General features: G+C 71.7%; 21 protein-coding genes. 8 read left to right on the top strand and 13 right to left on the bottom strand.

Annotated features, from left to right (window positions below; genetic code table 11):
- Window positions 1-3 precede the first annotated feature (3 nt).
- The 13 genes from ASG73_RS01715 to ASG73_RS01655 form a co-directional block, all read right to left on the bottom strand.
- Complete coding sequence (locus ASG73_RS01715; protein ID WP_055989869.1) at window positions 4-2,436, bottom strand: transglutaminase domain-containing protein; 2,433 nt, start codon at window positions 2,434-2,436, stop codon at window positions 4-6.
- Window positions 2,433-3,737: a DUF58 domain-containing protein gene (locus ASG73_RS01710; RefSeq protein WP_162253954.1), complete on the bottom strand. Its 1,305-nt coding sequence runs from the start codon at window positions 3,735-3,737 to the stop codon at window positions 2,433-2,435. Before ASG73_RS01710 ends, ASG73_RS01715 begins: the two co-directional genes overlap by 4 nt.
- Window positions 3,738-3,858: 121 nt before the next feature.
- Window positions 3,859-4,827 (bottom strand): AAA family ATPase, encoded by a 969-nt coding sequence (locus ASG73_RS01705; RefSeq protein WP_055989862.1) that lies wholly within the window; start codon window positions 4,825-4,827, stop codon window positions 3,859-3,861.
- Window positions 4,828-4,840: 13 nt separating this feature from the next.
- Window positions 4,841-6,184, bottom strand: coding sequence for a hypothetical protein (locus tag ASG73_RS01700; protein ID WP_162253953.1), 1,344 nt, complete (start codon window positions 6,182-6,184; stop codon window positions 4,841-4,843).
- A gap of 46 nt (window positions 6,185-6,230) precedes the next feature.
- Window positions 6,231-6,947: a hypothetical protein gene (locus tag ASG73_RS01695; RefSeq protein WP_055989856.1), complete on the bottom strand. Its 717-nt coding sequence runs from the start codon at window positions 6,945-6,947 to the stop codon at window positions 6,231-6,233.
- Complete coding sequence (locus ASG73_RS01690; protein ID WP_055989853.1) at window positions 6,944-7,423, bottom strand: hypothetical protein; 480 nt, start codon at window positions 7,421-7,423, stop codon at window positions 6,944-6,946. Before ASG73_RS01690 ends, ASG73_RS01695 begins: the two co-directional genes overlap by 4 nt.
- A complete protein-coding gene (locus ASG73_RS18235) occupies window positions 7,423-9,138 on the bottom strand; it encodes a serine/threonine protein kinase (RefSeq protein ID WP_235499326.1) in 1,716 nt (571 codons plus the stop codon). Before ASG73_RS18235 ends, ASG73_RS01690 begins: the two co-directional genes overlap by 1 nt.
- Window positions 9,139-9,145: 7 nt before the next feature.
- The gene (locus ASG73_RS01680) at window positions 9,146-11,014 is read right to left on the bottom strand and encodes an FHA domain-containing protein (RefSeq protein ID WP_055989850.1); all 1,869 of its coding nucleotides are present in this window, start codon (window positions 11,012-11,014) and stop codon (window positions 9,146-9,148) included.
- A gap of 2 nt (window positions 11,015-11,016) precedes the next feature.
- Window positions 11,017-11,856, bottom strand: a complete 840-nt coding sequence (locus ASG73_RS01675) for a PP2C family protein-serine/threonine phosphatase (RefSeq protein ID WP_235499325.1) — start codon at window positions 11,854-11,856, stop codon at window positions 11,017-11,019.
- Window positions 11,853-12,326, bottom strand: coding sequence for a hypothetical protein (locus ASG73_RS01670; RefSeq protein ID WP_055989847.1), 474 nt, complete (start codon window positions 12,324-12,326; stop codon window positions 11,853-11,855). The genes ASG73_RS01675 and ASG73_RS01670 overlap by 4 nt, the downstream gene beginning before the upstream one ends.
- A 13-nt stretch (window positions 12,327-12,339) precedes the next feature.
- Window positions 12,340-12,816, bottom strand: a complete 477-nt coding sequence (locus ASG73_RS01665) for a hypothetical protein (protein WP_055989844.1) — start codon at window positions 12,814-12,816, stop codon at window positions 12,340-12,342.
- Between the two features lie 73 nt (window positions 12,817-12,889).
- Complete coding sequence (locus ASG73_RS17745; protein ID WP_156466091.1) at window positions 12,890-14,290, bottom strand: hypothetical protein; 1,401 nt, start codon at window positions 14,288-14,290, stop codon at window positions 12,890-12,892.
- Between the two features lie 125 nt (window positions 14,291-14,415).
- Complete coding sequence (locus ASG73_RS01655; protein WP_055989839.1) at window positions 14,416-15,870, bottom strand: CCA tRNA nucleotidyltransferase; 1,455 nt, start codon at window positions 15,868-15,870, stop codon at window positions 14,416-14,418.
- A gap of 296 nt (window positions 15,871-16,166) precedes the next feature.
- Here ASG73_RS01655 and ASG73_RS01650 point away from each other — a divergent pair, with 296 nt between their 5' ends.
- The 8 genes from ASG73_RS01650 (at window position 16,167) to trxA (ending at window position 25,266) form a co-directional block, all read left to right on the top strand.
- On the top strand, window positions 16,167-16,649 hold the full coding sequence (locus ASG73_RS01650) for an NUDIX hydrolase (RefSeq protein ID WP_055989837.1): 483 nt from the start codon (window positions 16,167-16,169) through the stop codon (window positions 16,647-16,649).
- The gene (locus ASG73_RS01645; RefSeq protein ID WP_055989834.1) at window positions 16,622-18,688 is read left to right on the top strand and encodes a DUF6049 family protein; all 2,067 of its coding nucleotides are present in this window, start codon (window positions 16,622-16,624) and stop codon (window positions 18,686-18,688) included. The genes ASG73_RS01650 and ASG73_RS01645 overlap by 28 nt, the downstream gene beginning before the upstream one ends.
- Window positions 18,685-20,361 (top strand): murein biosynthesis integral membrane protein MurJ, encoded by a 1,677-nt coding sequence (gene murJ, locus ASG73_RS01640; protein ID WP_055989831.1) that lies wholly within the window; start codon window positions 18,685-18,687, stop codon window positions 20,359-20,361. Before ASG73_RS01645 ends, murJ begins: the two co-directional genes overlap by 4 nt.
- A gap of 47 nt (window positions 20,362-20,408) precedes the next feature.
- A complete protein-coding gene (locus ASG73_RS01635; protein WP_055989828.1) occupies window positions 20,409-22,391 on the top strand; it encodes a hypothetical protein in 1,983 nt (660 codons plus the stop codon).
- A gap of 50 nt (window positions 22,392-22,441) precedes the next feature.
- Window positions 22,442-23,029 carry an RNA polymerase sigma factor SigM gene (gene sigM, locus ASG73_RS01630; RefSeq protein ID WP_156466121.1) on the top strand — a complete coding sequence of 196 codons (588 nt, stop codon included), beginning with the start codon at window positions 22,442-22,444 and terminating at the stop codon, window positions 23,027-23,029.
- On the top strand, window positions 23,022-23,777 hold the full coding sequence (locus ASG73_RS01625) for a hypothetical protein (RefSeq protein ID WP_055989821.1): 756 nt from the start codon (window positions 23,022-23,024) through the stop codon (window positions 23,775-23,777). The genes sigM and ASG73_RS01625 overlap by 8 nt, the downstream gene beginning before the upstream one ends.
- A 107-nt stretch (window positions 23,778-23,884) precedes the next feature.
- Window positions 23,885-24,904: a thioredoxin-disulfide reductase gene (gene trxB / locus ASG73_RS01620; protein ID WP_055989819.1), complete on the top strand. Its 1,020-nt coding sequence runs from the start codon at window positions 23,885-23,887 to the stop codon at window positions 24,902-24,904.
- Window positions 24,905-24,942: 38 nt separating this feature from the next.
- Entirely contained in the window at window positions 24,943-25,266 is a 324-nt protein-coding gene (trxA, locus tag ASG73_RS01615; RefSeq protein ID WP_055989816.1) for a thioredoxin, read from the top strand.
- Window positions 25,267-25,350: the final 84 nt, after the last annotated feature.

Below are 25,350 nucleotides of genomic sequence, written 5' to 3'. Positions count from 1 at the left end.
GCTTCATCGAAGCGCCTTCCGGGTGGGGGCGGTGGTGGAGTCGTGCAGTCCGATGTCCTCCTGGTGGGAGAACAGCGGTCGTGGGTCGAAGGTCGCCCGCAGCCGGGTGACGAAGGGAGTCTCTCGCCGCATCCGGCGACGCACGCGCCGTAGCTCGGCCTGCCACGCGCTGACGTCGGCCGGTCGGGGTGGCGCCTCACCGAAGATCAGGCCGTCGGCCCTCACCGCAGCGGGCACGGCACCGCTGGACTGCCCGAGGGCACGGGCCTGCTCGAGCCGGGTGGCCCCGGCAGGCAGTCGGCGGCCGAGCACCCCGGCCTCCTCGACGAGGTCGTTCCACGCCCGACCCACCCGACGATCGGGACTGCCGCGTCGCAGCCGGATGGCTCGCCGGGTGGCGGTGACGACGGGCGTGAGCAGCAGGAGGAGCAGCGGCACACCACCGAAGACGCCGAGCAGCTGGGCCCACAGCGGCCAGGTCGACGGGGAGGACCAGTCGACGACCGGCTCGGGTGGCGCGACCGGCGGCGGTGGGGGCGGCGGGGGTGGCGTGACCTCGGGCGCCGTCCACGCGGTCGGGGCGGCGCCGGCCGGGGTGGCCTGCTCGACGGCGTCCGGTATGAAGGTCTGCGGCAGGACCTGGAACCACTGACCATCGGTCTGCCGGACCTCGACCCAGGCGTGGATGTCTCGGCCCCGCACCACCCCGTCATCGGTGGCGGTGGCACCGACGACGACCCGGGTGGGGATGCCCAGTCGGTTGCCGATGAGCGCCAGTGTCGCGGCGTACTGCTCGTCGTTGCCGGCGAGCGGGTCGGAGTTGAGGAAGTCGTCCAGTCGGCCGAGCCCGTGCCCGGCCGGGTACAGCAGGCTCGAGCGTGCCCGCCCCGAGCGCTCGGCCTCGGCCAGGGGCTTCTTGCTCGTCGCCGGCGTCCCGTCGGTGTAGGTCCCCTCCTCACGCATCGTCGTGGCGATGGCGCGGAACTGACCCCAACGGTCGGTCGCGTCCCCCTTCCACGCCTGGATCCGTCCGTCGACGAAGCTCGCGTCCCCGCTGATCGGCATGCTGCCCGCAGCGACCCGCAGCTCCTCGGGCAGCGCGCCGGCACCGGTCGGCGGCAGCTCCGTGCGGACCTCGTAGACGTCACCCGGCGCGATCCCCGGGGGGACGAGCACGGTGTTGGTGCTGAGATTGAGCCAGGCCTGGTCCCGCAGGCGTTCCTGCGCCGACCCGAGGAACTCGATGCCCTCGACGCGACCGGTCGTGAGGATCCAGGGGCTGCGGTACCCGCCGTCCGGGACGCTGACCCGGACCTGCGTGGTCGACCCGCTGGCGAGGACCCCGACCCGGCGACCGAACTGCTGGAAGGCCCGACCCGCGTCGGCCCGAGCATCACCTCGGCCGGCGATGCCCCAGGTCGAACCGTCCCACGTGTCGAGGGTGGCCAGTCGCATCGGCGTGGTTGCCGGCACCCCGTCCACCTGCAGGAGCTGGCGGTCGTACATGCCGGAGGGACTCGCCCTGGTGAACTCCCGGTACTGCGAGAGCGGCGAGGCCAGCATGGTGGCGTCGTGACCGGGCACGACACCGGTCCGCACGACCTGACGGTCGCTCGGCGACCCCAGCCCCGGCAGGCGCGGCCCGATGACGGCCCCCACGAGGGTCGCGAGGCCGAGGATCACGATCCCCGAGATGACCCGGGACAGCGCGGGGCGACGCGCACCCGGACGGGCGATGCCGACCTCGGGGTCGAGGTGGTCCCGTACCGACAGCCACCCGATGAGCAGGACCCCGAGGAGGAGTCCGTGCACCCACCGGGCAGCGGGCTGCGTCGTCCCGAGGGCGATGGTCACCCCCAGCAGGACGAAGGGGGGAAGCACCAGTCGCAGCCGCGACCTCGTCACGCGCGCGGTCGCGTAGGTGATCGTGGTCCCGACGAGAGCCAGGAAGAAGGCGAACGCCAGGTAGCGCCCCCGGGCGTCGACGGGCGGGACGAGGGTCACCAGGTCCATCCAGCCGCTCGTGGGCCCGGCGGCGAGGTCCTTGAAGGTCTGACCGGTGGGGAGGATCCCCCATCTCAGGTCGTCCCGGACCGCCAGCGGACCGCCGAGCAGGAAGTAGAGGAGCGCCCCGAGCGCGGTGATCGCGATGAGTGGCCATCGGTAGGTGCCCTGGACGTGGCCCACGACCAGGCCGAGGAGGACGCCCACCGCGACCGCCTGCCACCACTGCCAGCCGAAGAGGACGGTCCGCAGACCGACGAGCGCACAGGTGACGACGGCCATCGCGAAGAAGGTGTCGACCCAGGTCCCTCGCCCGGGCCGCATCCGCCCGAGCGTGGCACGGACCTTTTCCCCGGTCGTGAGCTGGGGCTTGATCATCCCCGGCTTCGGGGCCCCGATCAGGGTGCTGCCCGCGCTCCGCTCCCCGCTCATGCCGGCACCAGCCCGCCGACGACCCGACCGAGGTCGGACAGCTCGGTGACGGTGATGATGCTCAGACCTCGGACCCGTCGCAGGCTGGTCTGCGCGCGCGGGTCGACGACGACAGCCACCTTGTGCACCTCGGCCTCGAACTCGCCGAGGCACTGCTGGATCTCGAGGAAGGCCCGGCCCGGCCCCGTGCACAGCACCGCGACCGAGGAGTCGGGGGCGCGCTGGACGACGGCGCGCGCGGAGCGCACGAGGTCGACGCGACCGGTGGTGGCCGTCGTGAGGGTGTCCAGGACGAGGGGAACGGTCGTGCGCGACGCGAGAGCGTCGTTGCACACGACGCTGGCCTCCTGCTCGTCCTTGATCGACTGGACCATCAACGAGGCGGCCACGGCGATGGCCGTCTCCACGCCCCCTTCGCCGTCGGTGTACATCGCGGGGTCCGTGTCGACGACGATGCCCAGGTGCGAGCGCCGGGTCTCCTGGAACTGGCGGACCAGCAGCTTGTCGTGCTTGGCCGAGGACCTCCAGTGCACGTGGCGACGGTCGTCCCCCGGCTCGTACTCGCGCAACGCGTGGAAGGAGATGTCAGCCATCGACAGGTCGGGGGTGACCTCGCCCTCCAGGTCACGCAGGAGGCCGTGCGCGCCGGACTCGAGGGCGATGTGGCGCGGGTGGACGTGCATGAGCTGCCGGGTCCCGAAGGTCGTGGTCCGGCGGGTGACCCCGAGAGGGTCCCCGAGCACCGTCGTCGGGGGGCCGACCGGGATGACGCCCCGCCGCGGGGACGTGATCGGGAAGGAGATGCGGTGCTGAGCACCCTTGCGCAGGACGGGGACCGGGATGAGCTCCTCGGCGTCGCCGACGGGCAGCCGCACGAGCGAGGGGAGCATCGTGCGCCGGGAGACATTGGTCAGCACGAGGTGTCCCTGGGCCAGCCCACCGATGTCCACCCGCAGGGGCTCGACGACGAGGTCAACGTCGGCGCGGTGCCGTCCGAGGGAGACCAGCACGCACAGCAGGACGAGGGTGAGGGTCACCGCTGCCAAGGTCGTCAGCTCGACCCACCCGAGGAGGGCACCGAGCAACCACAGCAGCAGCCCGATACCGACGAAGCTCCAGCCCAGGGGTGTGATCCAGTCGAGCCGACCTCCGAACCACCTTCGCCGCACCCGTCCATCGGTGGCCACGACGCCCTGACGGACTGCGCGACCCGCACCCTTGCCCGCGGCGACGACCGAGGCGCCCGGGAGGGTGACCGTGCGCCGCGTACCCGAGGCGCGCTCACGGGTTGACCTGGCCATCTGCTCCAACCGGGCCTCGTCGCCTCCCCCAGCCGCTCTCGCGGGGGCGTCCGAGCGCACCCGACCACGCCCACGGGGGGCGTCGGGGGGCGGGGTCGGCAGTCCTGAAGTCATCGCAGGGTCAGGCCACGCGCTCGGTCGGAGGAGCGACCTGGCCGAGGATCCGGCCGATGACGTCGGTGACCTGCACTCCGGCGAACTCCGCCTCCGCGGACAGCAGCAACCGGTGGCTCATCACCGGCTCGGCGAGCATCTTGATGTCGTCGGGGACGACGTGCGTGCGGCTCTGGCCGGCGGCCCAGGTCTTGGCACACCGCACGAAGGCGAGGCATCCGCGCACGGACAGTCCGAGCCGGACATCCCGGTGGCGGCGGCTCTCCTCGGCGATGCGGGAGACGTAGGCGAGGATCGCCGCGTCGACGTGCACCTGGTCCGCGAGCTTGGCCATGTCGGTGACGACCTTGGACGTGACGACCGGTCGCAGCCCCTGGGTCCGATCCCGTCGGGCCGAGTCGGCGAGCACGGCGACGGTCGCCTCGTGATCGGGGTAGCCCAGCGAGGTCTTCATGAGGAAGCGGTCGAGCTGGGCCTCGGGCAGGCGGTAGGTGCCGGCTTGCTCGATGGGGTTCTGCGTCGCGACGACCATGAAGGGCGAGCCGACGTCGTGGGTGGTGCCGTCCACCGTCACCCGCCCCTCCTCCATGACCTCGAGCAGCGCCGACTGGGTCTTGGGAGAGGCGCGGTTGATCTCGTCCGCGAGGACGATCGACGCGAAGATCGGTCCGCGGTGGAAGTCGAACTTCTTGCTCTGCTGGTCGTAGATCGTCACTCCCGTGACATCGCTCGGGAGCAGGTCAGGGGTGAACTGGATCCGGCTGCTGCTGCCCTGGACCGTCGCCGCGATGGCCCGGGCCAGCTGGGTCTTGCCGGTGCCGGGGTAGTCCTCGAGGAGCAGGTGCCCCTCGGAGAGCAGGCAGGTCAGGGCCAGCCGCACCACGTGCTGCTTGCCGAGGATGACCTGGTCGATGTTGCCGACCATCTGCTGGAAGGCATGACTGAACCAGCCGGCCTGCTCCTGGGAGACGCTCATCGTTCCTGCTTCCTCATCCGGATGTCGTGGTGGACTTCGTGACCGGAGACGTCTTCTTCGACGTCGCGGTCTTCTTCTTCGTGGCCTTCTTCGTGGCCTTCTTGGCCGGCGATGTCGACGAGGGCCAGGTGTCGATCCGCAGATCGCCGGTCAGCGTCAGGTCGTACACGCGCCCCGTGTCGAGGTCGTTGAGGAGCAGCTGCCCACGGTTGTGCCGGACCGCGACACCGTGTCGGCGAGCCAGGGTCCCGGGACTCGACAGCTCACCAGCCGGTACCTCCTGCGCGCCGCAGACCGAACCCCACCGGACGGCGGCACCATCGCCCCAGGCTGCGTAGAGGCAGTCCCCGTTGACGGCCGGCTCGGAGATGCGTTGGTAGCGCGTCGTGCGCTTGTCGCTGACCATGCCTGAGACAATGCCGGCCGAACCGTTCGCCTGGACGGACCCCTGCGTGACGGGCAGGTACCCGGCCCGCTCCCTCGTCTGGAAGGCGACGACATCGCTGCTCGGACCGGGTTGCTGGAGCGTGGCCATCGTGAGGGTGACCCCGGCGGTCGGCTGGCTCTCGCCCGGCAGCTCCTGCGGGCTGTCCTGCCCCTCGACGTGAACCTCCCCCTTCTCGAGATCGAGGACCACCCAGGTGTCACCGACTGCGGTGATGTCCGCGGCGCGGCCGCCCGTGAAGCCCAGGTCGGTGCGCTCGGGCGAGCCGAACCCGGTTCCCTTCGCGGGGATCTCGACGACGATGCCCGTGTCTGCCGAGACGGCCATGACGTCCCCGTCGAGGTCGACGGTGACCGCCGCGTTGGCACCCACCGTCGCCAGCCCACCGTTGTCCCGGAGGTCACCGATCGGGGTCCCTCCCTTGGGGTCCAGGCGTTTGGCCCAGACCCGTCCCGTCGTCTGGTCCACCACGGCCAGGGTGTTGCCGTGCATCGCGACCAGCCCGGGCTCGTGGAAGTCCACGCCGGTGACATAGGTGGGCGGGGGCACCTGCACCACGCCGTCGATGGGCTCTCCCGTCCGTGAGTCGAAGGCGACGAGTCGCAGGTCGCTCGTGACGCCGACGGCGTTGCGCCCGTCCTGCAGCACGTCGGGGCGTGCCGCCGTCGATTCTCCGGCCCCGGGTGCCGCCTCCTGCATGACGAGATCGAAGCCGTGCGCACCGGTGTTGACCCGGGCCCAGTCGCCCGTGCGACCACCCGACACCCAGACGCTGCCGTCAGTGAGGGCGACGTCGTGGACCGGCTGACCATCGGCACGGACGGCGAGGATCCCGATCACGACGACGAGCAGGGTCACCAGGGCGCCGGAGATCGCCCGCAGCCACGTCGGTCGTCGACGTCGCTCGGTCACGGCGGTCCCCTCACCGCCCCGGCTCCCCTGCGTGGTCATCCCCCGGTCAGTCCTCCGCCGCCGACGGGTCCTCGAGGAGCGCCAGGTCGTCGAGTGTCACCATCCGCGTCGACAGGGCGTGCTCGACCAACCGCGACTTGCGGTTGCTCGCGAGCTTGCCGGGCCCGCCGTGGAGGCCTCGGATGCCGGCGTCAGCCAGCTTCTGGCAGACATTGTCGAGCTTGCGGTTGAACTTCGTGACCTTCCACCCCAGGCGGTGAGCAGCCGCTGCGGAGCTCGGGATCGTGCCCTGTCCGGCGCCGTCCCGCCGCAGGAAGTCCTCGCACAGCGCGACGACGAGCAGCTTCTGGTCGGGCGTCAGGGAGACCCGCCCCACGGTCGTCTCCCCACCCTCCTGCGGCAGGAGGACATCGTTGTCGATGCTCATGAAGCTCGGGTTGTCCACGAGGACGTCGAAGTCATAGGTCGTCGGTCCTGCGGTGAACCACACGGTGATGCGTTCGAAGGCGAGCGGGATGCGGGCGCCGGGGCTCAGCCAGGCCTGGAAGAGTCCCTTCTTGTCCGCAACGGTCGCAGTGAGCGTGGTGCCGATGTTGGTCAGCCACCACCAGCCCCCTTCGTGCGTGACCTGGAGGAAGTGCCGGTGGAGGAAGGGGTTGTCGTCGATCTCGACATCGCCCTCACGCCCGATCGTCAGGGTCCCGTCACGGGGTGCTGTGTGCAGCTCTCCGCAAAAATCGACCGTCACCACGCTGTCGCTCATGATTTCCTCACCGTCTCGCACTGAACTTGTGACCAGGCAGAGCGCTGCGCTCCCCGCACGACCTGGACCGTGCCGCACTGCTGGACGCCCGGGGCCACACCGAGCCTGAACTCCGTGCCATCGACGCGGACCGGCGTCCCGGTCACCGCGTCGGGGTCGCCACCGGTGCGGATACGGAAGTAGTCGCCCTCCTGCAGTCCCGTGTAGTCGAAGGTGAAGACGAGGGTCTCACCATCGAGCCGAACCCGCAGATCAGGGGCCCCCGCCACGGCTCCACCGGGCTGGGTCGCCTCGGTCTGCGTCGCCACCGGCTCCTCGGCGCCGTCGCGGGTGGCCCACAGGACTCCCCCGATGACGCCGCAGACGAGCAGTACCCCGACGATGCCGGCGATCAGGGGCAGCAGACCCACCTCGATCCCCGACGACCGCGGTTGCTGCGGCGGCGGGGGCGTGGTGGTGCGCGGACGAGTCGACATCAGCCCTTGTCCTTGCACATGGTCTCGCTCCACGGCGAGTAGTCCTCGCCGCGCTGCACGCGGACCTTGGCGCACTGACGCGGAGCGGACCCGAACTCCTGGGAGAAGGATCCCTTCCCCGTCGCCTCGTCGATGTCAGAGACGCCGTAGGCGGTCGCCTTGTCGATCACGTCCTTGGACAGGGCGGCCTTGACGAGATAGCGATCGCCCTTCTGGTACCCGGCGTAGTCGATCGTGTACTCGAGCACGGAGCTGTCGACCGTCATCGTGAAGGTCGGTGCGCTGGCGAGCGAGGTGTCGGTCTGCGTCTGGGTCCCGGGGCCACCCCCGCGGCCGCCCAGCGCGAGAGCCGTGCCGACGATGGCGACGAGCAGCAGGACCCCGCACACTCCGGCGACCATCGGGAGCCACCGTCGCGGGGCGGCCTTGGTCGGCACCGGGCCGCTCCCCTGGCTGCGCGGACCGGAGGCCTGGGGCGGACGTGGGCCCGAGTACGGGGCCGGCCGCGGACCGGACATCTGCGGCGGACGCGGACTGGAGGCCTGGGGTGGCCGCGGACTGGAGGCCTGCGGCGGGCGCGGACCGGAGGCCTGCGGCGGACGCGGACCCGAGAGCTGGGACGGGGGTGCTGGTTGCCTGCCCGAGCGTGCGACGACCCCATCGGCGATCGGCACGGACCCCGTGTGCCCGATGCCGCGCCCACCACTGAGCTGGCCACCGATGACGGGCTGACCCAGCGGGGGCGGTGGCATGCTCGTCGTCGGGCGTGATCCCGACCCGGTGCTGGCTCGCAGCTGGGTCCGGTCCCTGGTGTTGCCGAGTGCCCCGGAGTCCCCGCTGTGACCGAGCTCGTCGAGGACGACGATCGCGGTCCGCGAAAAACGCTCCTCCTGCTCGATCTGCTGGAGGCTGCGGGCGAACTCGATGGCGCTCGCCGGACGCGCGAGCGGGTTCTTGCTCATGGCCTGGGCCAGGAGCCGCTCGAGCGACTGGGGCACGTCCGCGCGATCGGTGCTCGGTGGCGGGGTGGACCGGATCCGCGGCATGAGCTCGAAGGCAGAGTTGTTGCCGCCGGGCACCTCGAAGGGAGAGCGGCCCACGAGGAGCTGCCACAACGTGGCCGACAACGCATAGACGTCGGCGCGCGCGTCGCCATTGCTGTGGCCGAAGAGCACCTCCGGTGGAGACCACGGGACGGAGACCCCCAGGTCCTCGTCGACCTCCTCGGCGGCGCCACCTCGGCCGGCGATGCCGAAGTCCGTCAGGCCCGGGGAGCCGTACTGACTGACGAGGACATTGGCCGGTTTGATGTCGCGGTGGATGACGCCGGCGCGGTGGGCCGTCTCGACGGCGCTCGCGAGCTGGATGCCTGTGCGCAGGACCTCCTCGACGGAAAACCTGGCCGTGCGCGCCCGCTGCGCCAGGTTGGGCGGCGGGTAGTACTTCATCACGAGGAAGGGACGTCCGTCCCGGCTCGTCCCGGCGCGGAAGACCTGGACGATGTAGGGGTGGTCCGCCAGCTGGGCCATCGTGTTGGCCTCGTCGATGAACTGCTGCTGGATGGTGGGAGTGAGGCCCTCGGTCTTGAGGACCTTGACGGCGACCTTCATCCGAGGCATCTGCTGCTCGTAGAGGTAGACGTCGGCGTACCCGCCCGAGCCCAACGGCTGGACGTAGTCGAGCCCTTCGAGATCGGGCGGGATCGCGCTGCTCACTCAGGCATCATCCCGTGACCTCGAAGACCATGGAGACCTGGTCGGCGAGGGTGATCGTCGTCCCCGGCTCGATGGTCTGCTGGTCACCCGGGCGCACCCGGACCGGGGAGGACCCGGGCAGGGCCACGGTCGTGCCGTTGGTCGAACCGAGGTCGCGCACGAGCACGTGCCAGCCATCGAGCACGATCTCGACGTGGTTGCGGGAGATCTCGTTGTCGGGGCTGGAGATGCGCACGAGGTGGGGCGAGCCCGAGCCCGTCTCGGCGGCTCGCGGCGCCCGACCGATGAGGACTCCGCGATCGAGGGTCACGACATCGCCCGTGGACATGCGCAGCTGACCCAGCGCGGGGCGCAGGGTCTGCTCCGGCTGCTGTGACGGCAGGTCCTGACCGCACGCCCGGCACCGGGTCGCGTGCGGCGCGTTGAGGTGGCCGGAGGAGCACCTGACCGCCAGGACCATGGGTCCGGCGGGCTCGCCCTCGGACCCCTCGGCCGCTGCGGGCTCCGGGTCGACGGGCTGCGCGGCCCCCGCGTCAGGGGTGGGCAACGAGGGCAACCCGAAGGGCATGCCGGGGGCCCCCGCGACGGGTCCTGCGGCAGGAGCGGCGCCCCAGGGCACCGAGGAGATGACTCCTGAGGAGTCCTCGGCGCCGGTGTCCGGAGTGATCGGCGACGGACCGCTGTCGGCCGCCGCGGTGTCGCCGGCCGTGACCAGCGGAACCCGGGAGCCGACGAGGTGCCCGTCCGCGAACTGCGGTCGACTGCCGCCGGGCTCGTGCCCGGGTGCATCATCGCGGGCAGCCTGGACGCGAGCGGGGCCCCCGGTGGCGTTCTGTGGTCCGGGCTGGCCGGGAGTGGGGACCTCGACGAAGGGGGCGCTGCCCGGCATCGGGGGCAGCCCGCCGGAGTGGTCTGCCACGGTGGGCCCGGACGGTGCCGGCTCGGGGTGCTCGTCGTCCTCGTTCGGCGGAGCCAGGGTGGCGCCGGCCGGGTCCTCGCTCGGCTGGAACCCACCCGCTGCCGCCACGGGGCCGGAGTCGATGGGCGCGTCCTGCGGGGCATCCGTCTCGGAGGCGGCCATGAGCGAGCTGCGGTGGTGATGGGTGTTGCCGAAGAGGAAGTCGAAGCTCGGTAGCTCGTCGTCATCGTCGGCCGGGGCGTCGGTGGCCCGCGCGACGTCGGGTCCCGGGCTCTCCTGCGGCTCGTCCGCGACCAGGTCCTCGGCCTGCGGTGCCGGCGTCTCGATCACCTCGGCCTCCTGGACCGGCTCCTGGTCGGTGGGGTCCTGCGCGGTCTGCTCGGGTCCTTGCTCCGACTCCCGGCCGAACACCGACGGCATCGCCCAGCCGGTACCGGCTGCCCGGGACCCGGCGACCTCAGGAGCCGGGGCGTCGGCCGGTGCCTCGGGCTCGGCCCCGGGCTCGGGCTCGGGCTCGGGCTCGGCCCCAGGCTCAGGCTCGGGCTCGGGCTCGGGCTCGGGCTCGGGGGCAGGCTCAGGCTCGGGCTCGGCGTCGGGCTCACCGGTCCCGATGACCACCTCGGCGACCTCACCCTCGAGGTCCTCGTCGGCCCAGGGGCCGCGGACGGGGGCGCTGATCGTGTGCGTCGTGCCATCGGCACGCGTGACGACCACGCAGGCCGTGCCCCGCACGAGGACGCGGCCGGCGGTCTCGTCGACGAGGGCGAAGTCGGGGGTCCGACGGATCCCTCCGGTGCTCAGCTCGTCGGTCACCACGTCGGTGGGGTCGTCGCCGTCAGCGCTCGCCAAGGCGGTCTCGAGCCGAGCGGCGAGAGAGTCCTCCCCCTTCGCCAGCAGGTGGATGCCGTCACGGGCGATCTCGATCCAGCCCTCGCGGCTCTCGATCCTCGTCTGCATGGTCACTCCTTGTCGCTCAGCTGTCCCCGGGGCGCGGTGTCCTCGCCCGATGCCCGCGGGCTCGTCACCGACAGGTCGTCGCCCACGGTGCCGTCGAGATCGACGACCACCACCGTGACATTGTCCCGTCCCCCGGCCTCGACCGCTGCGCGAACCAGTTCTTCGGCCGCGATCTGGGGCTCGGGGTGCTGGAGCAGGATCTCACGCAGGCGGGCATCGGTGAGCTCGTTGGTCAGGCCGTCGCTGCAGATGACGAATCGCTCCCCCGCGTACGGGGGGAGCACCCAGACATCGGACTGGTAGGCGTAGTCGGTCCCGAGGGAGCGGGTCACGACATTGCGAGCCGGGTGGACCCGGGCCTCCTCGGAGGTGATCACGCCGGCCTCGACGAGCTCCTGGACCTCGGAGTGGTCGACCGTCACCTGGGTGAGGGTCCCGTCGATGGAGCGGTAGACCCGGGAGTCACCGACGTTGAAGACCGCCCAGTGGTCCGCGCCCCCGGCCGTGACGAGGGCCAGACCGGTCGCGGTCGTCCCCATGCCCTTGTTCTCCGGGTGGGCAGCGACCGCCGCGAGGATCCGTTGGTTGGCCAGGATCAGCTGGCGCGTGACGTCGTCAGCGGTGAGGTCACCACGGGTGACGAGGTCGCGCATCGTCTCCACGACGATGCCGCTGGCGACCTCCCCTGCCGCGTGCCCGCCCATCCCGTCGGCGACGACGAAGATGCCGCCCTCGGCGAGCGCGGAGTCCTCGTTGAGGGTGCGCACCCGACCGGTGTCGGTCGCAGCTCCCACCCGCAGCATCAGTCCCGGCAGCTCGTCGTGCCCGGTCACGGCGCTCACGTGGTGGCCCGGATCGTCTGGAGAACCTGTTGAACTTCGGCGTAGGCGCTCTGCGCATCAGTGCCACCGACTGACCCCGTGGCCTGGAGCAGGTCGACGACGCGACCCCTCCGAGACCCGGCGAAGAGGTGGATCTGAACGATCGTGCCGATCTGCGGGTCCACCCACGAGACATTGACCCCGACGAAGGGGATCTCCCCCAGCTCGAGCTCGAAGGGCTCGTCGACACTGCCCTCCTGCTGCTGGGCGACGAATCCGCGCAGCTCTTCCAGGGCGTGCCGCATGGTGAAGTCCGACGTGCGCTGGAAGCCCCGGACGACGACATTGGGCGCGAAGCCGTGGTCGCTCGCGATCCGTCGGCAGGCGAGCAGCGTGCCCCCGACGCGTACCGGTCCCCAGGTGTCGGGGACGTCGATGGTCACGCCCGGTGGGCCGGGGAAGGTCTCGCTCGGGTACGTCAGCTGTGGCATGTGGGGGGCACTCTCAGGGATTGATGCGAACGGAGTCGACGACGCCGTCGATCGTGCCGTAATCCGTCTCGCGCCGCGCACCGGCATAGGAACCAGTGATCTGGACGACGTCCAGGACGTCGTTGCTCTTCTGCGCGGTGAACCAGTGGACCTGCCCCACTGTGCCCGCATCCCCGTCGACGAAGGCCAGGTCGGCGCCGACGAACTCCCGCCCACCGACCTCCTGGTGCTTGAGGGCCCCGAGCGTCCCCTCGCGGCGCTGGGCGACGTACTCGCCGAGCTCGGCGTGGATCTCATCCGGCCCGAAGGGAGCCAACCGCTGGTAGAAGCGGACGACGACATTGGCCAGGAAGTGGTCGACGCCCTGTGCCCCGTCGCGGATCGCGATGAGCGTGTCGGGGGCCCAGACCTGCGTCCAGCCCTCGGGCATCTCGAGGGTGATGGGCGGCGGGCCGGGGACGACCTCGCTGGGATAGCTGATCTGGGTCATGCTGCGCTCCTGTGGGTTCGGGGGCGGCGGCCGTGGTCTGGGGCCCAGCCTGCCATCCCGGGTCGAAGGGGGGTCACCACCAGTTGCCTGGGTTGACCGGGGAATCTGCGAGCGCCTCGCCCACGTCGGCGAGACCGTCGACGATCTCCTTGGGCGAGACCGATACGTCCAGGGACACGGAGCCGCCGACCCCGAGGGTCGCTCCGACGTCGAAGGAGACGCCCACCCGGTCCATGGACACCTCGGCGCTGGCGTCGGCGTGGGCGCCGATGCCGTAGGAGAGCGAGCCCGAGGCACCGACGTCAGCCGGTCCGAGGTCCTGGCTGAAGCCGCCCTCGACCCGTCCACCGGCGAAGGCTTCGAAGCCGGCTCCCACCTGCGCGCCGGCGGGTCCGATCTGGGCTCCGGCGTTGGCCTGGCCCTCGGCACCGACCATGGCCTCGGCCTGTGCGGTGGTGCCGTGGTCACCGGTCCAGTGGGCCTCGGCGCGGCCCAGGTAGGCCCCGGCCTCGGCATTGGCCTCGACATAGGCACCGCGGGTGGCGTCGATGCCCATCGAGCCGTCCGTCGAGGCGTCGTAGGAGAGGAACTCCGCACTGGCCCCGGTCCGGTCATCGCCCGCGCGCGCCTCGGCGACGCTGTCGTGCCCCGAGACGTCCCACAGGTCCTGCTCGACGATCGGCTCGCTCTGGACGTTGTCGAGGATCTCCTGCGTGTTGGAGGCGACCTCGTTGTCGAAGGACCGCTCGGTCGACCACGAGTCACCCCACTCCCCTCGCCCGGCCTGGCCGCGGGTGCTCTCGTGGGAGCTCTCCCAGCCGTCGCCGCGGTCGGTGGTGTCGGTCCTCGACACGGTCTCGTTGCCGAAGACGTCCTGGCCGTTGCGCCAGCTGCCGTCCTCCGCCTCCTGCCAGGTCTTGCCGGTGAGCGGGTCGTAGTGGTGCTGGGTGTTGTCGTCCCCGCGGTTGGTGCGCACGCCGACGGAGCCGGGATCACGACCGAAGATGTCGTACCCGCCCGGGAGCCCGTCGGGCCACCGACCGTCACTGCCCGTGCCGGGCTGTCCCTGACCGCGGCCACCGCCCTGGCCGCCACCGCCACCACCTCCGGAGCTGCCACCCTGGCCGCCGCCACCTCCACCGCCGCCTCCCCCACCCTGGCCGCCGCCACCTCCACCGCCGCCTCCCCCACCCGGGCCGGTGCCGTCGGAGGCCCCGTCCTGCTGGTCGGCCTGGCGACGCAGCTCCTTGGCCGTCGCCCGCAGCAGCTCGCTGGCGGCGCCGATCTGCTTGGCGGCCTGGGTGCGCCAGCGCACGATCAGCTCCTGCCCGTCCGTGCCGTCCCAGTTGGCGCTCAGGACGTCGGCACTGGTCGTGCCGGCGGCGACGATCTCACCGAGGCGGACGACCTGGGACTCCATCCCGCTCGCGATCTGCCGGACGCGCCCGGTGTCCATCCCTTGATCGAGGCTCATGGACGGTCTCCCTGGTGGGTCGTGAGGCGGTGTGGTGCACAACTGGGACCAACGTAGGGCGAGGCCCCGGGGTGCGCGATGGGTAGCACTCCCCTCCCGTGCGCCGGACCGTGCGTCCCGACCGGTCAGTCGCGCGCGGTCCACCACGTGCGCAGCCGCTGCGCGGCCTCCTGCTTGTCGAGCGGGCCCTCGTCGAGACGCACCTGCAGCAGGTGTCGGTAGGCCTCACCGAGGACGGGTCCCGGGGCGATCCCGAGGACCTCGGCGATCTCGTTGCCGTCGAGGTCGGGCCGGACCTTGCCCAGCTCCTCCTGCTCGAGCAGCTCGTCGATGCGCACCTCGAGGTCGTCGTAGGCCTGACGCAGACGCGTGGCCTTGCGCTGGTTGCGCGTCGTGCAGTCCGCGCGGGTCAGCCGGTGCAGGCGCTCCAGGTGCGGACCGGCGTCCGTGACGTAGCGGCGGACGGCCGAGTCGCTCCACTGCCCGTCGCCGTAGCCGTGGAAGCGCAGGTGCAGCTCGACGAGCCGGGCCACCGACTGCGTCGTCGCCTTGTCGAAGCGCAGCGCCTTCAGCCGCTTGGCCGTCATCTTGGCGCCGACGACGTCGTGATGATGGAAGGAGACGCCCCCCTTGTCCTCGAAACGGCGGGTGCGCGGCTTGCCGATGTCGTGGAGCAGGGCAGCCAGCCGCAGGACCAGGTCCGGCCGGGCGACGGGGTGCTCGTCGTCGCCCCGGGGGCCCTCGAGGTCGATGGCCTGCTCCAGCACCGTCAGCGAGTGCTCGTAGACGTCCTTGTGGCGGTGGTGCTCGTCGATCTCCAGGCGAAGGGCGGGCAGCTCCGGCAGCATCTGGTCGGCCAGTCCGGTGTCCACGAGCACCCGTAGACCCGCGACCGGGTCCTCGCCGAGGAGCAGCTTGACCAGCTCGTCGCGGATCCGCTCGGCGGAGACGATCTGCAGGGTGGTCGCGGCCTCGGTCATCGCCGTGACGACCTCGGGCGCGGGCACGAGGCCCAGCTGGGCGACGAAGCGGGCCGCCCGCATCATCCGCAACGGGTCGTCGCTGAAGGAGACCTCGGGGGCCGACGGGGTGCGCAGCCGTCGCGCCGCGAGGTCGATCAGGCCACCGTGAGGATCGACCAGCTCGAGATCGGGCAGGCGCAGGGCCATGGCGTTGACGGTGAAGTCGCGTCGCACGAGGTCGTCCTGCAGGTTGTCGCCGAAGGCCACGACCGGCTTGCGGGTGGTGCCGTCGTACGCATCGGCCCGGTAGGTCGTCACCTCGACCGTGTCCGCTCCCTTGCGCGCACCGATGGTGCCGAACTCGCGCCCCATGTCCCAGTGGGCATCGCCCCAGTCCGCGAGGATCGCCTCCGTCTCCTCGGGTGACGCAGACGTCGTGAAGTCCAGGTCACCGCTCGTGCGGGCGAGGAAGGCGTCCCGGACCGGGCCGCCGACGAGTGCCAGCTCGTGCCCACCCTCCGCGAACCTGCCCCCGAGGTCGGTCAGCAGCGGGAGCGTCGGCGCCAGGTGGGCCACCGCGGCACGCAGGATCTCGGGAGGCAGAGCGGGGGAGGACATGGGGCCCAAGGTTACGCGGTGCTCGTCGCAGCGCCCGTGCATCGGCAGGCAGCGCACGCACCCCCTTCGTCCCCGGGGTCCAACCTCCTGGCAGGTGACGTCGTGCACCGTCCCGCCGGGGCCCGCCCCGAGGAAGGGTGCCTTCCGCCCTGGTGACCTGCATTGCCCTATGGCAATGCAGACGGACGGACGACCGCTCGTCTGCATTGCCATAGGGCAATGCAGACGAGCGGTCACACTTGCGGTGGGGCACATCGGCCCCGGACGGTCGCAGGCACCATGGCTACAGTGACCACATGAGTCACCCCGCTCCCACCTCCGGACCGCAGCGCCGCCTGCCTGCGGTCGAGGAGCGCAGCGCGGGTGGGGTCGTCGTCGACGTGCACGAAGGGGAGGCCCGGATCGCCGTCATCGCCCGCCGCAACCGCGCGGGACGGCTCGAGTGGTGCCTGCCCAAGGGTCACATCGAGGGCGAGGAGACCCTCGTCGAGACGGCCGCCCGTGAGGTGGCCGAGGAGACCGGCATCGAGGCCAGGGTCCTCGTCGAGCTCGGCACCATCGACTACTGGTTCGCCACGCCCGACCGGAGGATCCACAAGTTCGTCCACCACTACCTGCTCGAGGCGATCGGTGGGTACCTGACGATCGACAACGACCCCGACCACGAGGCGGTCGACGTCGCCTGGCTGTCCCTGCGGGACGCGCCGCGGCACCTGACCTTCCCCAACGAGCGGCGTATCGCGAGGGAGGCGTGGCAGCGGCTCGCCGGCGACGCCTGAGCGCGGTCACCGCGAGCGTGCTGCTCGCGCTGCTCGTCCTGCTCCCCGTCGCTGCACCTCCCTCTGCCGCTGACCCGGCGCCCGTCACCGCGGACGCGGGTACCGCCGAGCTGACCATCACGTCGATCTCGACCGTGGTCGACGAGGACGAGAAGGCGACGGTGCGGGGCACCCTGACCAATCCCGGCACGAGCACCCTCACCCGGCCCAAGGTCGCGCTCGTCCCCCAGGACGCCGGACCCCGACGCTCCGACATCGCCTCGTGGACCCGTGAGAGCACCCCGGTCCCCGGTACGGCACTGGACCGCACGACCCTCGACGACGTACCGGCGGGGGAGTCGGCCCCCTTCTCCCTGCAGGTGGCTGCCGCTGACCTGATCCCGGGCGAGTCCGCGGGGGCGGCCTGGGTGAGCATCCAGACCACCGGGACCGCGGTGCACACCTTCATCGGCGTGCACCGCCGCAAGGAGTACGTCCCCCTTCGCCTGCTCTGGGGCATCCCGCTCCTCCTGCCTGCCGACCGGCGGCTCTTCGAGCGCAATGGGTCCGAGCGGGACACGGCCTGGGAGGCGGCAGTCGGCGACGACTCCCGCCTGGCCGCGCTGACCGCGACTCCCCCGGCCGAGGACGAGGCCTGGCTCGTCGACCCCTCGCTGCTCGACGTGCCGAAGGAGTCCCCCGACAGCGCGATCGGCACGGCCGAGCGCACGGTGCGCTCTGCGCGGGCGAGCGCGCTGCGGGAGCAGGTCGTCGGGCGCCAGACCCTCGTCCTGCCCGACGCCGATGCTGATGTCGCAGCCGGAGCCGGGTCCGCCCACGCCCGCAGGCTGGTGCGCGGCCGGGTCAAGGAGGGGGCCGCTGCCGCCGAGGAGCTCGGCGCCCGCAGCGACGTCCTCTGGCCGGCCGACGGGCTCGCCACCCGGGAGCGCGCCAGCGCCCTGGACGCGCTGCGCCCCGGTGGGAGCTCGACGCTCCTCGTGCCCGACTCGAGCCTGACGCCGGGCAGCTTCACCCCCACCGGCGCCACCCGCACCGCGAGCGGCACGCCGCTGGTCGTGCGGGACGGCCCGCTCTCCACGCTCGTCGCCGGGCTGGAATCGGCCGATGAGGTGATCCTGGCCCGTCAGCAGCTCGTCGCCGAGACCGCCTCCGTGCTGCGCGAGCGCGCCGGCACGGCCCGCACGCTCGTCGTCGTCCCCGACCGGAGCGCGACGCCGGACCCGCAGGCGTGGGAACGGCTGCGCAGCTCCACCGGCGCCATCCCCTGGCTCGCCGAGGGCGACCTGGCCACCGTCCTCGACGATGCCGCGGAGGCCGCGCCGGAGCGCACCCCACGGACCCGGGCGCAGATCCAGGCAGCGACGAAGGGGGATCCCGTCGCGCCCGCGGTCCTCACCAGTCAGCGCGCGGAGAAGCTCATCCATGACACCGAGGCGATGTTCACCTTCGCCTCGGTGCGCGCCGACGGTCCCACCTGGCGGCGTGAGATGACGCTGAGCATCCGCCAGCTGACGTCCACGCGGTGGCGATCCGACCTCCCTGCCTACAGCATCCTCGACAAGCAGCTCACCAACGAGGTCACCCTGGCGAAGGATGACCTCCAGGTGTCCTCCGGGGACGTCAACTTCTTCGCCGACACAGGGCGGCTGCAGATCACCATCGTCAACCGGACCGACGTCAAGCTGTCCAACCTCGTGGTGCGCCTCGTCCCGGACAGCCCCTCGCTGCGCATCGACGGTGACCCGGGCCCCGTGACGATCGGACCGGACGGCCGGCACACCGTGACGGTGAACGCGACCGCCCTGGCCGCCGGGCAGGTGCCGGTCAACGTGAGCGTCACGACCCCCGACGGGGAGCAGGTCGCCGCCCCGGCCACCCTGCACGTCAAGGTGCGCCCGACGGGCGACTGGATCTACCGCATCATCGGCGGCGCGGCGCTGCTCCTGCTCGCTGCCGGGACGTGGCGTACCGTGCGGGGCGGTCGTCGCGCACCGGAGGCGACCTCCACGACCGACCACCCCGAGGACCACGAGGCATGAGCGAGGCCGCCACCCCCGATGAGGTCCTGGGCGACAGCACCGGCGATCGATCCAGCCCCGGCATCGGGCGCTCGAGCGCGATCATGGCGGCGGGGACGCTCTTCTCCCGGGTGCTGGGCTTCGCCCGCAACAGCCTGACGGCCTACGTGGTCGGTCTGACGATCATCGCCGCCGACGCGTGGAACGCCGCCAACACCCTGCCCAACATCTTCCACCTGCTCATCGCCGGTGGCGTGCTCAACGCGGTGATCGTCCCGCAGATCACACGGGCCATGCGCGACCACGACGGCGGGCAGACCTACATCAACCGCCTGCTCACGCTGTCGGTGACCGCGCTGGCCGTCATCACGCTGCTGCTGACCCTGGCCGCCCCCCTGCTCATCTCGCTCGTCGTCTCGAGCAGCTGGCCGCCCGAGGCGCGCACCCTCGCGACGGCCTTCGCGGTGCTGTGCCTGCCGCAGGTCTTCTTCTACGGGCTCTACACCCTCCTGGGGCAGGTCCTCACCGCGCACCACCGCTTCGGCGCCTTCATGTGGGCCCCGGCCCTGGCCAATGTCGTGGCCATCGGTGGCCTGCTGTGGTTCGTCTTCTCCGACCGCCCGCTGCAGGGGTCCGTCTCCACGTGGGACCCGACGATGATCGCCGTGCTCGGAGGCTCGGCGACCCTGTCCATCGCCTTGCAGGCCTTCGCGCTCATCCCCGCGCTGCGCGGGATCGGGCTGCGCTTCCGCCCCGTCTGGGGGCTGCGTGGCAGCGGCCTGCGGGGTGCCTCACGGATGGCGATGTGGGCCTTCGGCGCGGTGGCCGTCGGGCAGCTGGCCTACCTCGTCAACTCCCGGGTCCTCACCGGGGCGCTGCACGCCGCGGAGGCGCAGGGCGTCGAGGGCGCCGGGCTGACCGCCTACGCCAACGCCTTCCTCCTCTTCATGCTGCCGCACGGCATCATCACGGTCTCGCTCGTGACGGCCCTCTTCACCCGGATCTCCCACGCCGCCCACGACGGCGACACGCCAGCCGTGACCGCCGACCTGCGCCGCGGGTTGACGATGCCCGGTGTCCTCCTCCTGCCGGGCACCGCGGCCATCCTGCTCGTCGCGCCCTACCTGCTCGCGGCCGTCCTGCCCGGCATCCCGCGCGTACAGGTCGACGCCTCCGTCGGGGTCCTCGTCGCGATGATGCTCGGCCTCGTGCCCTACGGCTGGTTCTTCCTCGTCCAGCGGGCCTACTACGCCTACGAGGACGGTCGCACCCCCTTCTTCCTCCAGCTGCTCGTGACGGCCGTCGCGGTGACCTTCACCATCATCGGCAGCGTCGGGCCCCCAGCACACGCCGCGACCTGGGTAGGTCTGGGCCAGACCGTGTCCAACGTGGTCGCTGCCGTCCTCGGACTGTGGCTGCTGCGCCGCCGCCTCGGCCGCCTCGGGCTCACCCGGGTCGTGCGCACCTTCGTCCGGCTCGGTCTGGCCACCCTCGTCGGGACCGCCATCGGGTGGCTCGTCCTGCGCGGCCTGGGCCAGGTCGTCGACGGCAGCACGTGGATCGGCTCCGTGGTCCTCACCACCGTCGTCGGCCTCGTCGTGCTCGTCCTGAGCATCGCGATCGCCGCGCGGCTGCGGGTCACCGAGGTCACCGAGACGCTCGAGCCCTTCACCCGCCGCCTCAGGAGGGGCTGACGCGCCCCGCGCCCGGCTCCCGGCCTCCACCGGCTGGGGGACCTAGGATGGCGCGGCAGACATCCACCGACGAGAGGGACAGCGTGCACGGGGTAAACCCGGGGACCGAGCTCGGTCGCTACACGGTCGAATCCCGGATCGAAGAGATCCCGGGCGGCGAACGTTGGGCGGCCAGGGACACGACGCTCGATCGCGACGTGACCCTGCTCGTCATGCCCGCTGACGCCGACACCACGGCCGCCGCGCTCGACGCAGCCCGACGGGCAGCCGGGGTCGAGGCGGCCCAGCTCGTGCGCATCCTCGACGTCGGTGGCGAGGGAGACCTCGCCTGGATCGCCGAGGACGCCCTCGACGGGGCCCGCACCTACGCCGCGGCCATCGGCACCGACGGCCTGCCCGCCGAGGAGGTCCGCCGCATCACCGGTGAGGTCGCCACCGGCGTCGAGGCAGCCCGCGCCCGAGGACTCCACCACCTCGCCCTCACACCCGAGATCGTGCAGCTGACGAGCGACGGCCGGGTCAAGGTCCGCGGCCTCGCCACGACCGCCGCCCTCGCCGGCATCGAGACCGAGGGGGCCGAGGCCGACCGCGACGACGCCCTGAGCATCGTGGCCCTCGCCTACGCCGGTCTCACCGCGACCTGGCCCCTGGAGACCACCACGACCTTGCCCGCGGCGCCCCGCACCCACGGGCGAGCCACGCCCCCTTCGCACGTGGCCGTCGCGGTCCCGGGCGACCTCGACACGATCTGCCGGGAGACCCTCACCGAGGGCACCGGGCCGGACTCACCCGGCGACTACGCCGCGCAGATAGCACCGTGGTCGCGCATCCCGCTCGCGGGTGCCGTGCGCACCAGCCCGACGAGCGCGGACGAGGCACCCACCGAGGTCTTCTCCGTCAGCGCTGCCGGCGCCGCCACGACGGTGGCAGCCACCGGGACCGACACCGGTACCGACACCGACACCGATGAGGATGCGGACCAGGTCACCCGGCCGGTCACGCTCGACGATGACGGACGACACACGGTCGTCATCACGCCGGGCGGCCGCGCGACCTCCTCGCAGACATCCCCCGCCGCTGCCTCGCAGGACCCCACCGAGGGGGCCGACGAGGAACGGGACATCGCTGACGACGACCACCACGACCGCAAGGTCGGAGCGAGTGCAGCGGCAGCCGCCGCAGCAGCAGCAGCCGGTGCCGTCGGAACCGGTGGCAAGGTCATCGGCGATCGCCTCGGCAAGGCCGCCCGCACCGCCGGGGGCCGGTCCAAGGAGGCCATCCACGACGTCCGGGCCCGACGCGAGGCCATCCGTGCCGACCAGCGCACCCGCACCTCACTCGGCTCCGCACCCGCCACCGCCGAGATCGAGTCCCCCGCCCCGCTCCTGCCGGCAGAGGCCGGTGCACCACCGAGCCGCGGTCAGGCCAACCTCGTGATGATGATCATGGCGGGCTTCGTCGTCCTGGCCTGCCTCCTCGGCGTCTTCGGCACCTCTCGCATCGGGTCCAGCACCGACCTCGGCAAGATCCTCGGCGGCGACGAGACGACCGCGGTGCAGACGAGCGAGCCGAGCTCGGACGCTGGCGGCAACGGTACGGGTGAGCCGCTGGGCATCATCAACGCCGCCGGCTTCGACCCGCCGCCCGGCGACGGTGCCGAGCACAACGCCGAGGTGCCGCGCGTCTACGACGGTGACCCGTCGACCATCTGGACGACCGAGGGCTACAACAGCGAGAGCTTCGGGGGCGTCAAGCAGGGGGTCGGCATCACCGTCGACCTCGGGCAGACCCAGAAGATCAGCTCGGTCACGCTCGACCTGCCCACCACGTCCCGGGCGACCGTCTACGCGGGCGACCAGGCGACCAACTCCGGCACCGAGGTCGGCAAGACCGAGGGTCGGACCGGCACGGTCGTCCTGACACCCTCCTCCGAGGTCACCGGACAGTTCGTGACGGTCTGGTTCACCTCCCTGGCGCCCAGCGACGACGGACGCTACCGGGCTGTGCTCGGCGAGATCGCCGTCCGCTGAGAGCTGTCGTGACGATCCCCTCCCTCGCCGAGGACGATGACCGGGCCCTGATGCGCCGACACGCCGGCGGAGACCCAGAGGCCTTCGGTGAGCTCTACCGACGCCATCGCGACCGCATGTGGGCCGTGGCCGTCGGAGTCTGTGGCGACCGCGAGCTGGCGGCCGAGGCCGTCCAGGACGCCTTCATCTCCGCCTTCCGTCGCGCCGACACCTACCGGGGAGACGCCGCGGTGACGACCTGGCTGCACCGGATCGTCGTCAACGCCTGCATCGACCTGACGCGTCGGGCGCGCCCCACGAGCGAGCTCTCCGACGATGTCATCCGACTCGCCCCTGCCACGCCCGACGCCACCGGCCGGGTCGACACCCGCCTGGCGGTCCACGAGGCGCTGCACGGCCTCCCCGAGGCCCAGCGTCTGGCCCTCGTCCTGGTCGACATGCACGCCGTCCCGGTCGCTGAGGCGGCCGAGATCCTTCAGGTCGCTCCTGGCACCGTGAAGTCCCGCTGCTCACGGGGGCGCGAGGCGATCGGACGCGCTCTGCGCGACGCCGGGTTCGGCGCCGAGGGAACCTCCAGGCCCTCCGACTCGTCAGACACATCAGGCCGGACGAACCCCCAGGGAGGTGGCCATGACTGACAACCAGGACCCCACCGGCATGCGTCATCTACTCGCGAGCCTCAAGGAGAGCGGACCCATGCCCGCCGACCTCAACGACCGTATCCGCGCCAGCCTCGCGGACGAGCAAGCAGCACGCGCCGGTGACGCCGGTGACGCGGCCGCCGGTGACGCCGACGGCGAATCCGGCTTCTGGGGGGCCATGGACGAGCCCGGGCCCACCCCCCTTCGCCGTCGTCGCCCGGTCGCTCCCTGGATCCTCGGCGCGGCCGCAGCCACCGTGATCGCCCTGGGCGTCGGTGGTCTGATGCTCAAGAACGGCGGGGGTCAGGAGGCGTCCTCCGACGCGGCCGCCCAGAGCGGCAGCAGCGCGCAGCCCACGGCTGACAGGGGCGCCCCCGCAGACGCCACGCCGTCTGCGGACAGTGAGGTACCGGCCTTCGTCATCACGGCCAGCGGAGCCGACTACAGCAAGGCTACCCTCGCGGACGGTGCCGCCAAGCTGCTCGACAACCCCACTGAATTCCCGGACAACACGGATGACAAGGCCCTCGGCACGATGACGACGGCGGCTGGCGCGACCGACTGCCTCGCCCGACTGGGCCAGCCGCAGATGCAGGCCGTCGTGATCGACGTGGCGCGCTTCGACGGCAAGGACGGGCTCCTGCTCATCGCGGAGAGCCTCCCTGACGGTCCCTCGCGCGCCTGGGCGGTCACCTCGGGCTGCGAGCCCATCTGGCCGAACCCCGTCAAGGTCCGCACCTCGTGACCCACGGGTGTCCTCGACACCCGTGGAACAGACGGCCCTACGATGGCGTTGACATCGTCAGACCGTGCGCGCCCTGACGCGCCACCCCCGATCCAAGGACTCACCTCGTGGCCGACGCCAGCTCCGACATCCGCAACGTCATCATCATCGGCTCCGGCCCCGCGGGCTACACCGCGGCCGTCTACGCCGCTCGGGCCAACCTCGAGCCCCTGATGTTCGAGGGGTCCGTCACCGCCGGCGGTGCGCTGATGAACACCACCGACGTCGAGAACTTCCCCGGGTTCACCGAGGGAGTCATGGGGCCGGACCTCATGCTCAACATGCGCGCGCAGGCCGAGCGCTTCGGGACCGAGATCGTCACCGACGACGTGACGGCCGTCGAGCTGGAGGGCCCGATCAAGGTCGTCACCGACGGCGAGGGCAACACCCACCGCGCTCACTCGGTCATCCTCGCGATGGGCTCCGCCTACCGTGAGCTCGGTCTGCCTGACGAGAAGCGCCTCTCCGGCCACGGCGTCAGCTGGTGCGCGACGTGCGACGGCTTCTTCTTCCGGGAGCAGGACATCGTCGTCGTCGGCGGCGGTGACTCGGCTGTCGAGGAGGCCACCTTCCTGACGAAGTTCGCGCGCTCGGTGACCATCGTCCACCGGCGCGACGAGCTGCGCGCCAGCAAGATCATGGCCGACCGCGCCCACAGCAACGACAAGATCCGCTTCGCGTGGAACTCCGAGGTCGCGGCGATCCACGGTGACGACAAGGTCACCGGCATGACGCTGCGCGACATCGTGACGGGCGAGACCCGCGAGATCGAGGCCACGGGCCTTTTCGTCGCCATCGGGCACGACCCGCGCAACGAGCTCGTCAAGGGTGTCGTCGACCTGGACGACGAAGGCTACGTACTCGTCGACGGACGCTCCTCCCGCACCAACGTCGACGGAGTCTTCGCCGCTGGCGACCTCGTCGACCACACCTACCGTCAGGCGATCACCGCGGCCGGTTCCGGTTGTTCCGCGGCGCTGGACGCCGAGCGCTGGCTCGCCGCCCGCGAGGAGGCGGGTGCGCCCGCCGAGGACCAGGCCCTCACCGCCCAGGACTACCCCGTCGCCGGCACCGTCGGCGCCCGCTGACCAACTCACCCGAGACCACCCAAGGAGACAAGGACCACATGGCCACCACACCGACCACCGATGCAACTTTCGAGCAGGACGTCCTCCAGAGCGATGTCCCTGTCCTCGTCGACTTCTGGGCCACCTGGTGCGGCCCGTGCCGCGCCGTCGCGCCCGTGCTCGAGGAGCTCTCCGGGCAGTACGAGGGCAAGCTGAAGATCGTCAAGCTCGACACCGACGCCAACCCGCAGACGACCGGTCGCTACGGCATCACGTCGATCCCGTCGATGTACGTCTTCCAGGGTGGCGAGGTCGTCAAGACCATCGTCGGCGCCCTGCCGAAGCCCAAGATCGTCAAGGAGCTCGAGCCCTTCATCGGCTGAGTTCCCTTGCGCCACAACGTGATTCGTGTGGCTGAGCGGCAAGAGGCCGCGTGGTGAAGGTATCGTCCTTCGGCCACGCGGCCT

It is taken from the genome of Janibacter sp. Soil728, from assembly GCF_001428305.1.
Lineage (GTDB): Bacteria > Actinomycetota > Actinomycetes > Actinomycetales > Dermatophilaceae > Janibacter.
This window is presented reverse-complemented; position numbering and strand designations above follow the sequence as displayed.

Bases quoted from the DNA above. Each gene is read 5' to 3' on its own strand.
- ASG73_RS01705 (WP_055989862.1), bottom strand. From the start codon at position 4,827: ATGAGCGTCTCCCAGGAGCAGGCCGGCTGGTTCAGTCATGCCTTCCAG.
- ASG73_RS01695 (WP_055989856.1), bottom strand. From the start codon at position 6,947: ATGAGCGACAGCGTGGTGACGGTCGATTTTTGCGGAGAGCTGCACACA.
- ASG73_RS01710 (WP_162253954.1), bottom strand. From the start codon at position 3,737: ATGGCCAGGTCAACCCGTGAGCGCGCCTCGGGTACGCGGCGCACGGTC.
- ASG73_RS01635 (WP_055989828.1), top strand. From the start codon at position 20,409: ATGGCGCGGCAGACATCCACCGACGAGAGGGACAGCGTGCACGGGGTA.
- murJ (WP_055989831.1), top strand. From the start codon at position 18,685: ATGAGCGAGGCCGCCACCCCCGATGAGGTCCTGGGCGACAGCACCGGC.
- ASG73_RS01650 (WP_055989837.1), top strand. From the start codon at position 16,167: ATGAGTCACCCCGCTCCCACCTCCGGACCGCAGCGCCGCCTGCCTGCG.
- ASG73_RS01665 (WP_055989844.1), bottom strand. From the start codon at position 12,816: ATGACCCAGATCAGCTATCCCAGCGAGGTCGTCCCCGGCCCGCCGCCC.
- ASG73_RS01655 (WP_055989839.1), bottom strand. From the start codon at position 15,870: ATGTCCTCCCCCGCTCTGCCTCCCGAGATCCTGCGTGCCGCGGTGGCC.
- trxA (WP_055989816.1), top strand. From the start codon at position 24,943: ATGGCCACCACACCGACCACCGATGCAACTTTCGAGCAGGACGTCCTC.
- sigM (WP_156466121.1), top strand. From the start codon at position 22,442: ATGCGCCGACACGCCGGCGGAGACCCAGAGGCCTTCGGTGAGCTCTAC.
- ASG73_RS01680 (WP_055989850.1), bottom strand. From the start codon at position 11,014: ATGCAGACGAGGATCGAGAGCCGCGAGGGCTGGATCGAGATCGCCCGT.
- ASG73_RS01715 (WP_055989869.1), bottom strand. From the start codon at position 2,436: ATGAGCGGGGAGCGGAGCGCGGGCAGCACCCTGATCGGGGCCCCGAAG.
- ASG73_RS01690 (WP_055989853.1), bottom strand. From the start codon at position 7,423: ATGTCGACTCGTCCGCGCACCACCACGCCCCCGCCGCCGCAGCAACCG.
- ASG73_RS17745 (WP_156466091.1), bottom strand. From the start codon at position 14,290: ATGAGCCTCGATCAAGGGATGGACACCGGGCGCGTCCGGCAGATCGCG.
- ASG73_RS01670 (WP_055989847.1), bottom strand. From the start codon at position 12,326: ATGCCACAGCTGACGTACCCGAGCGAGACCTTCCCCGGCCCACCGGGC.
- ASG73_RS01625 (WP_055989821.1), top strand. From the start codon at position 23,022: ATGACTGACAACCAGGACCCCACCGGCATGCGTCATCTACTCGCGAGC.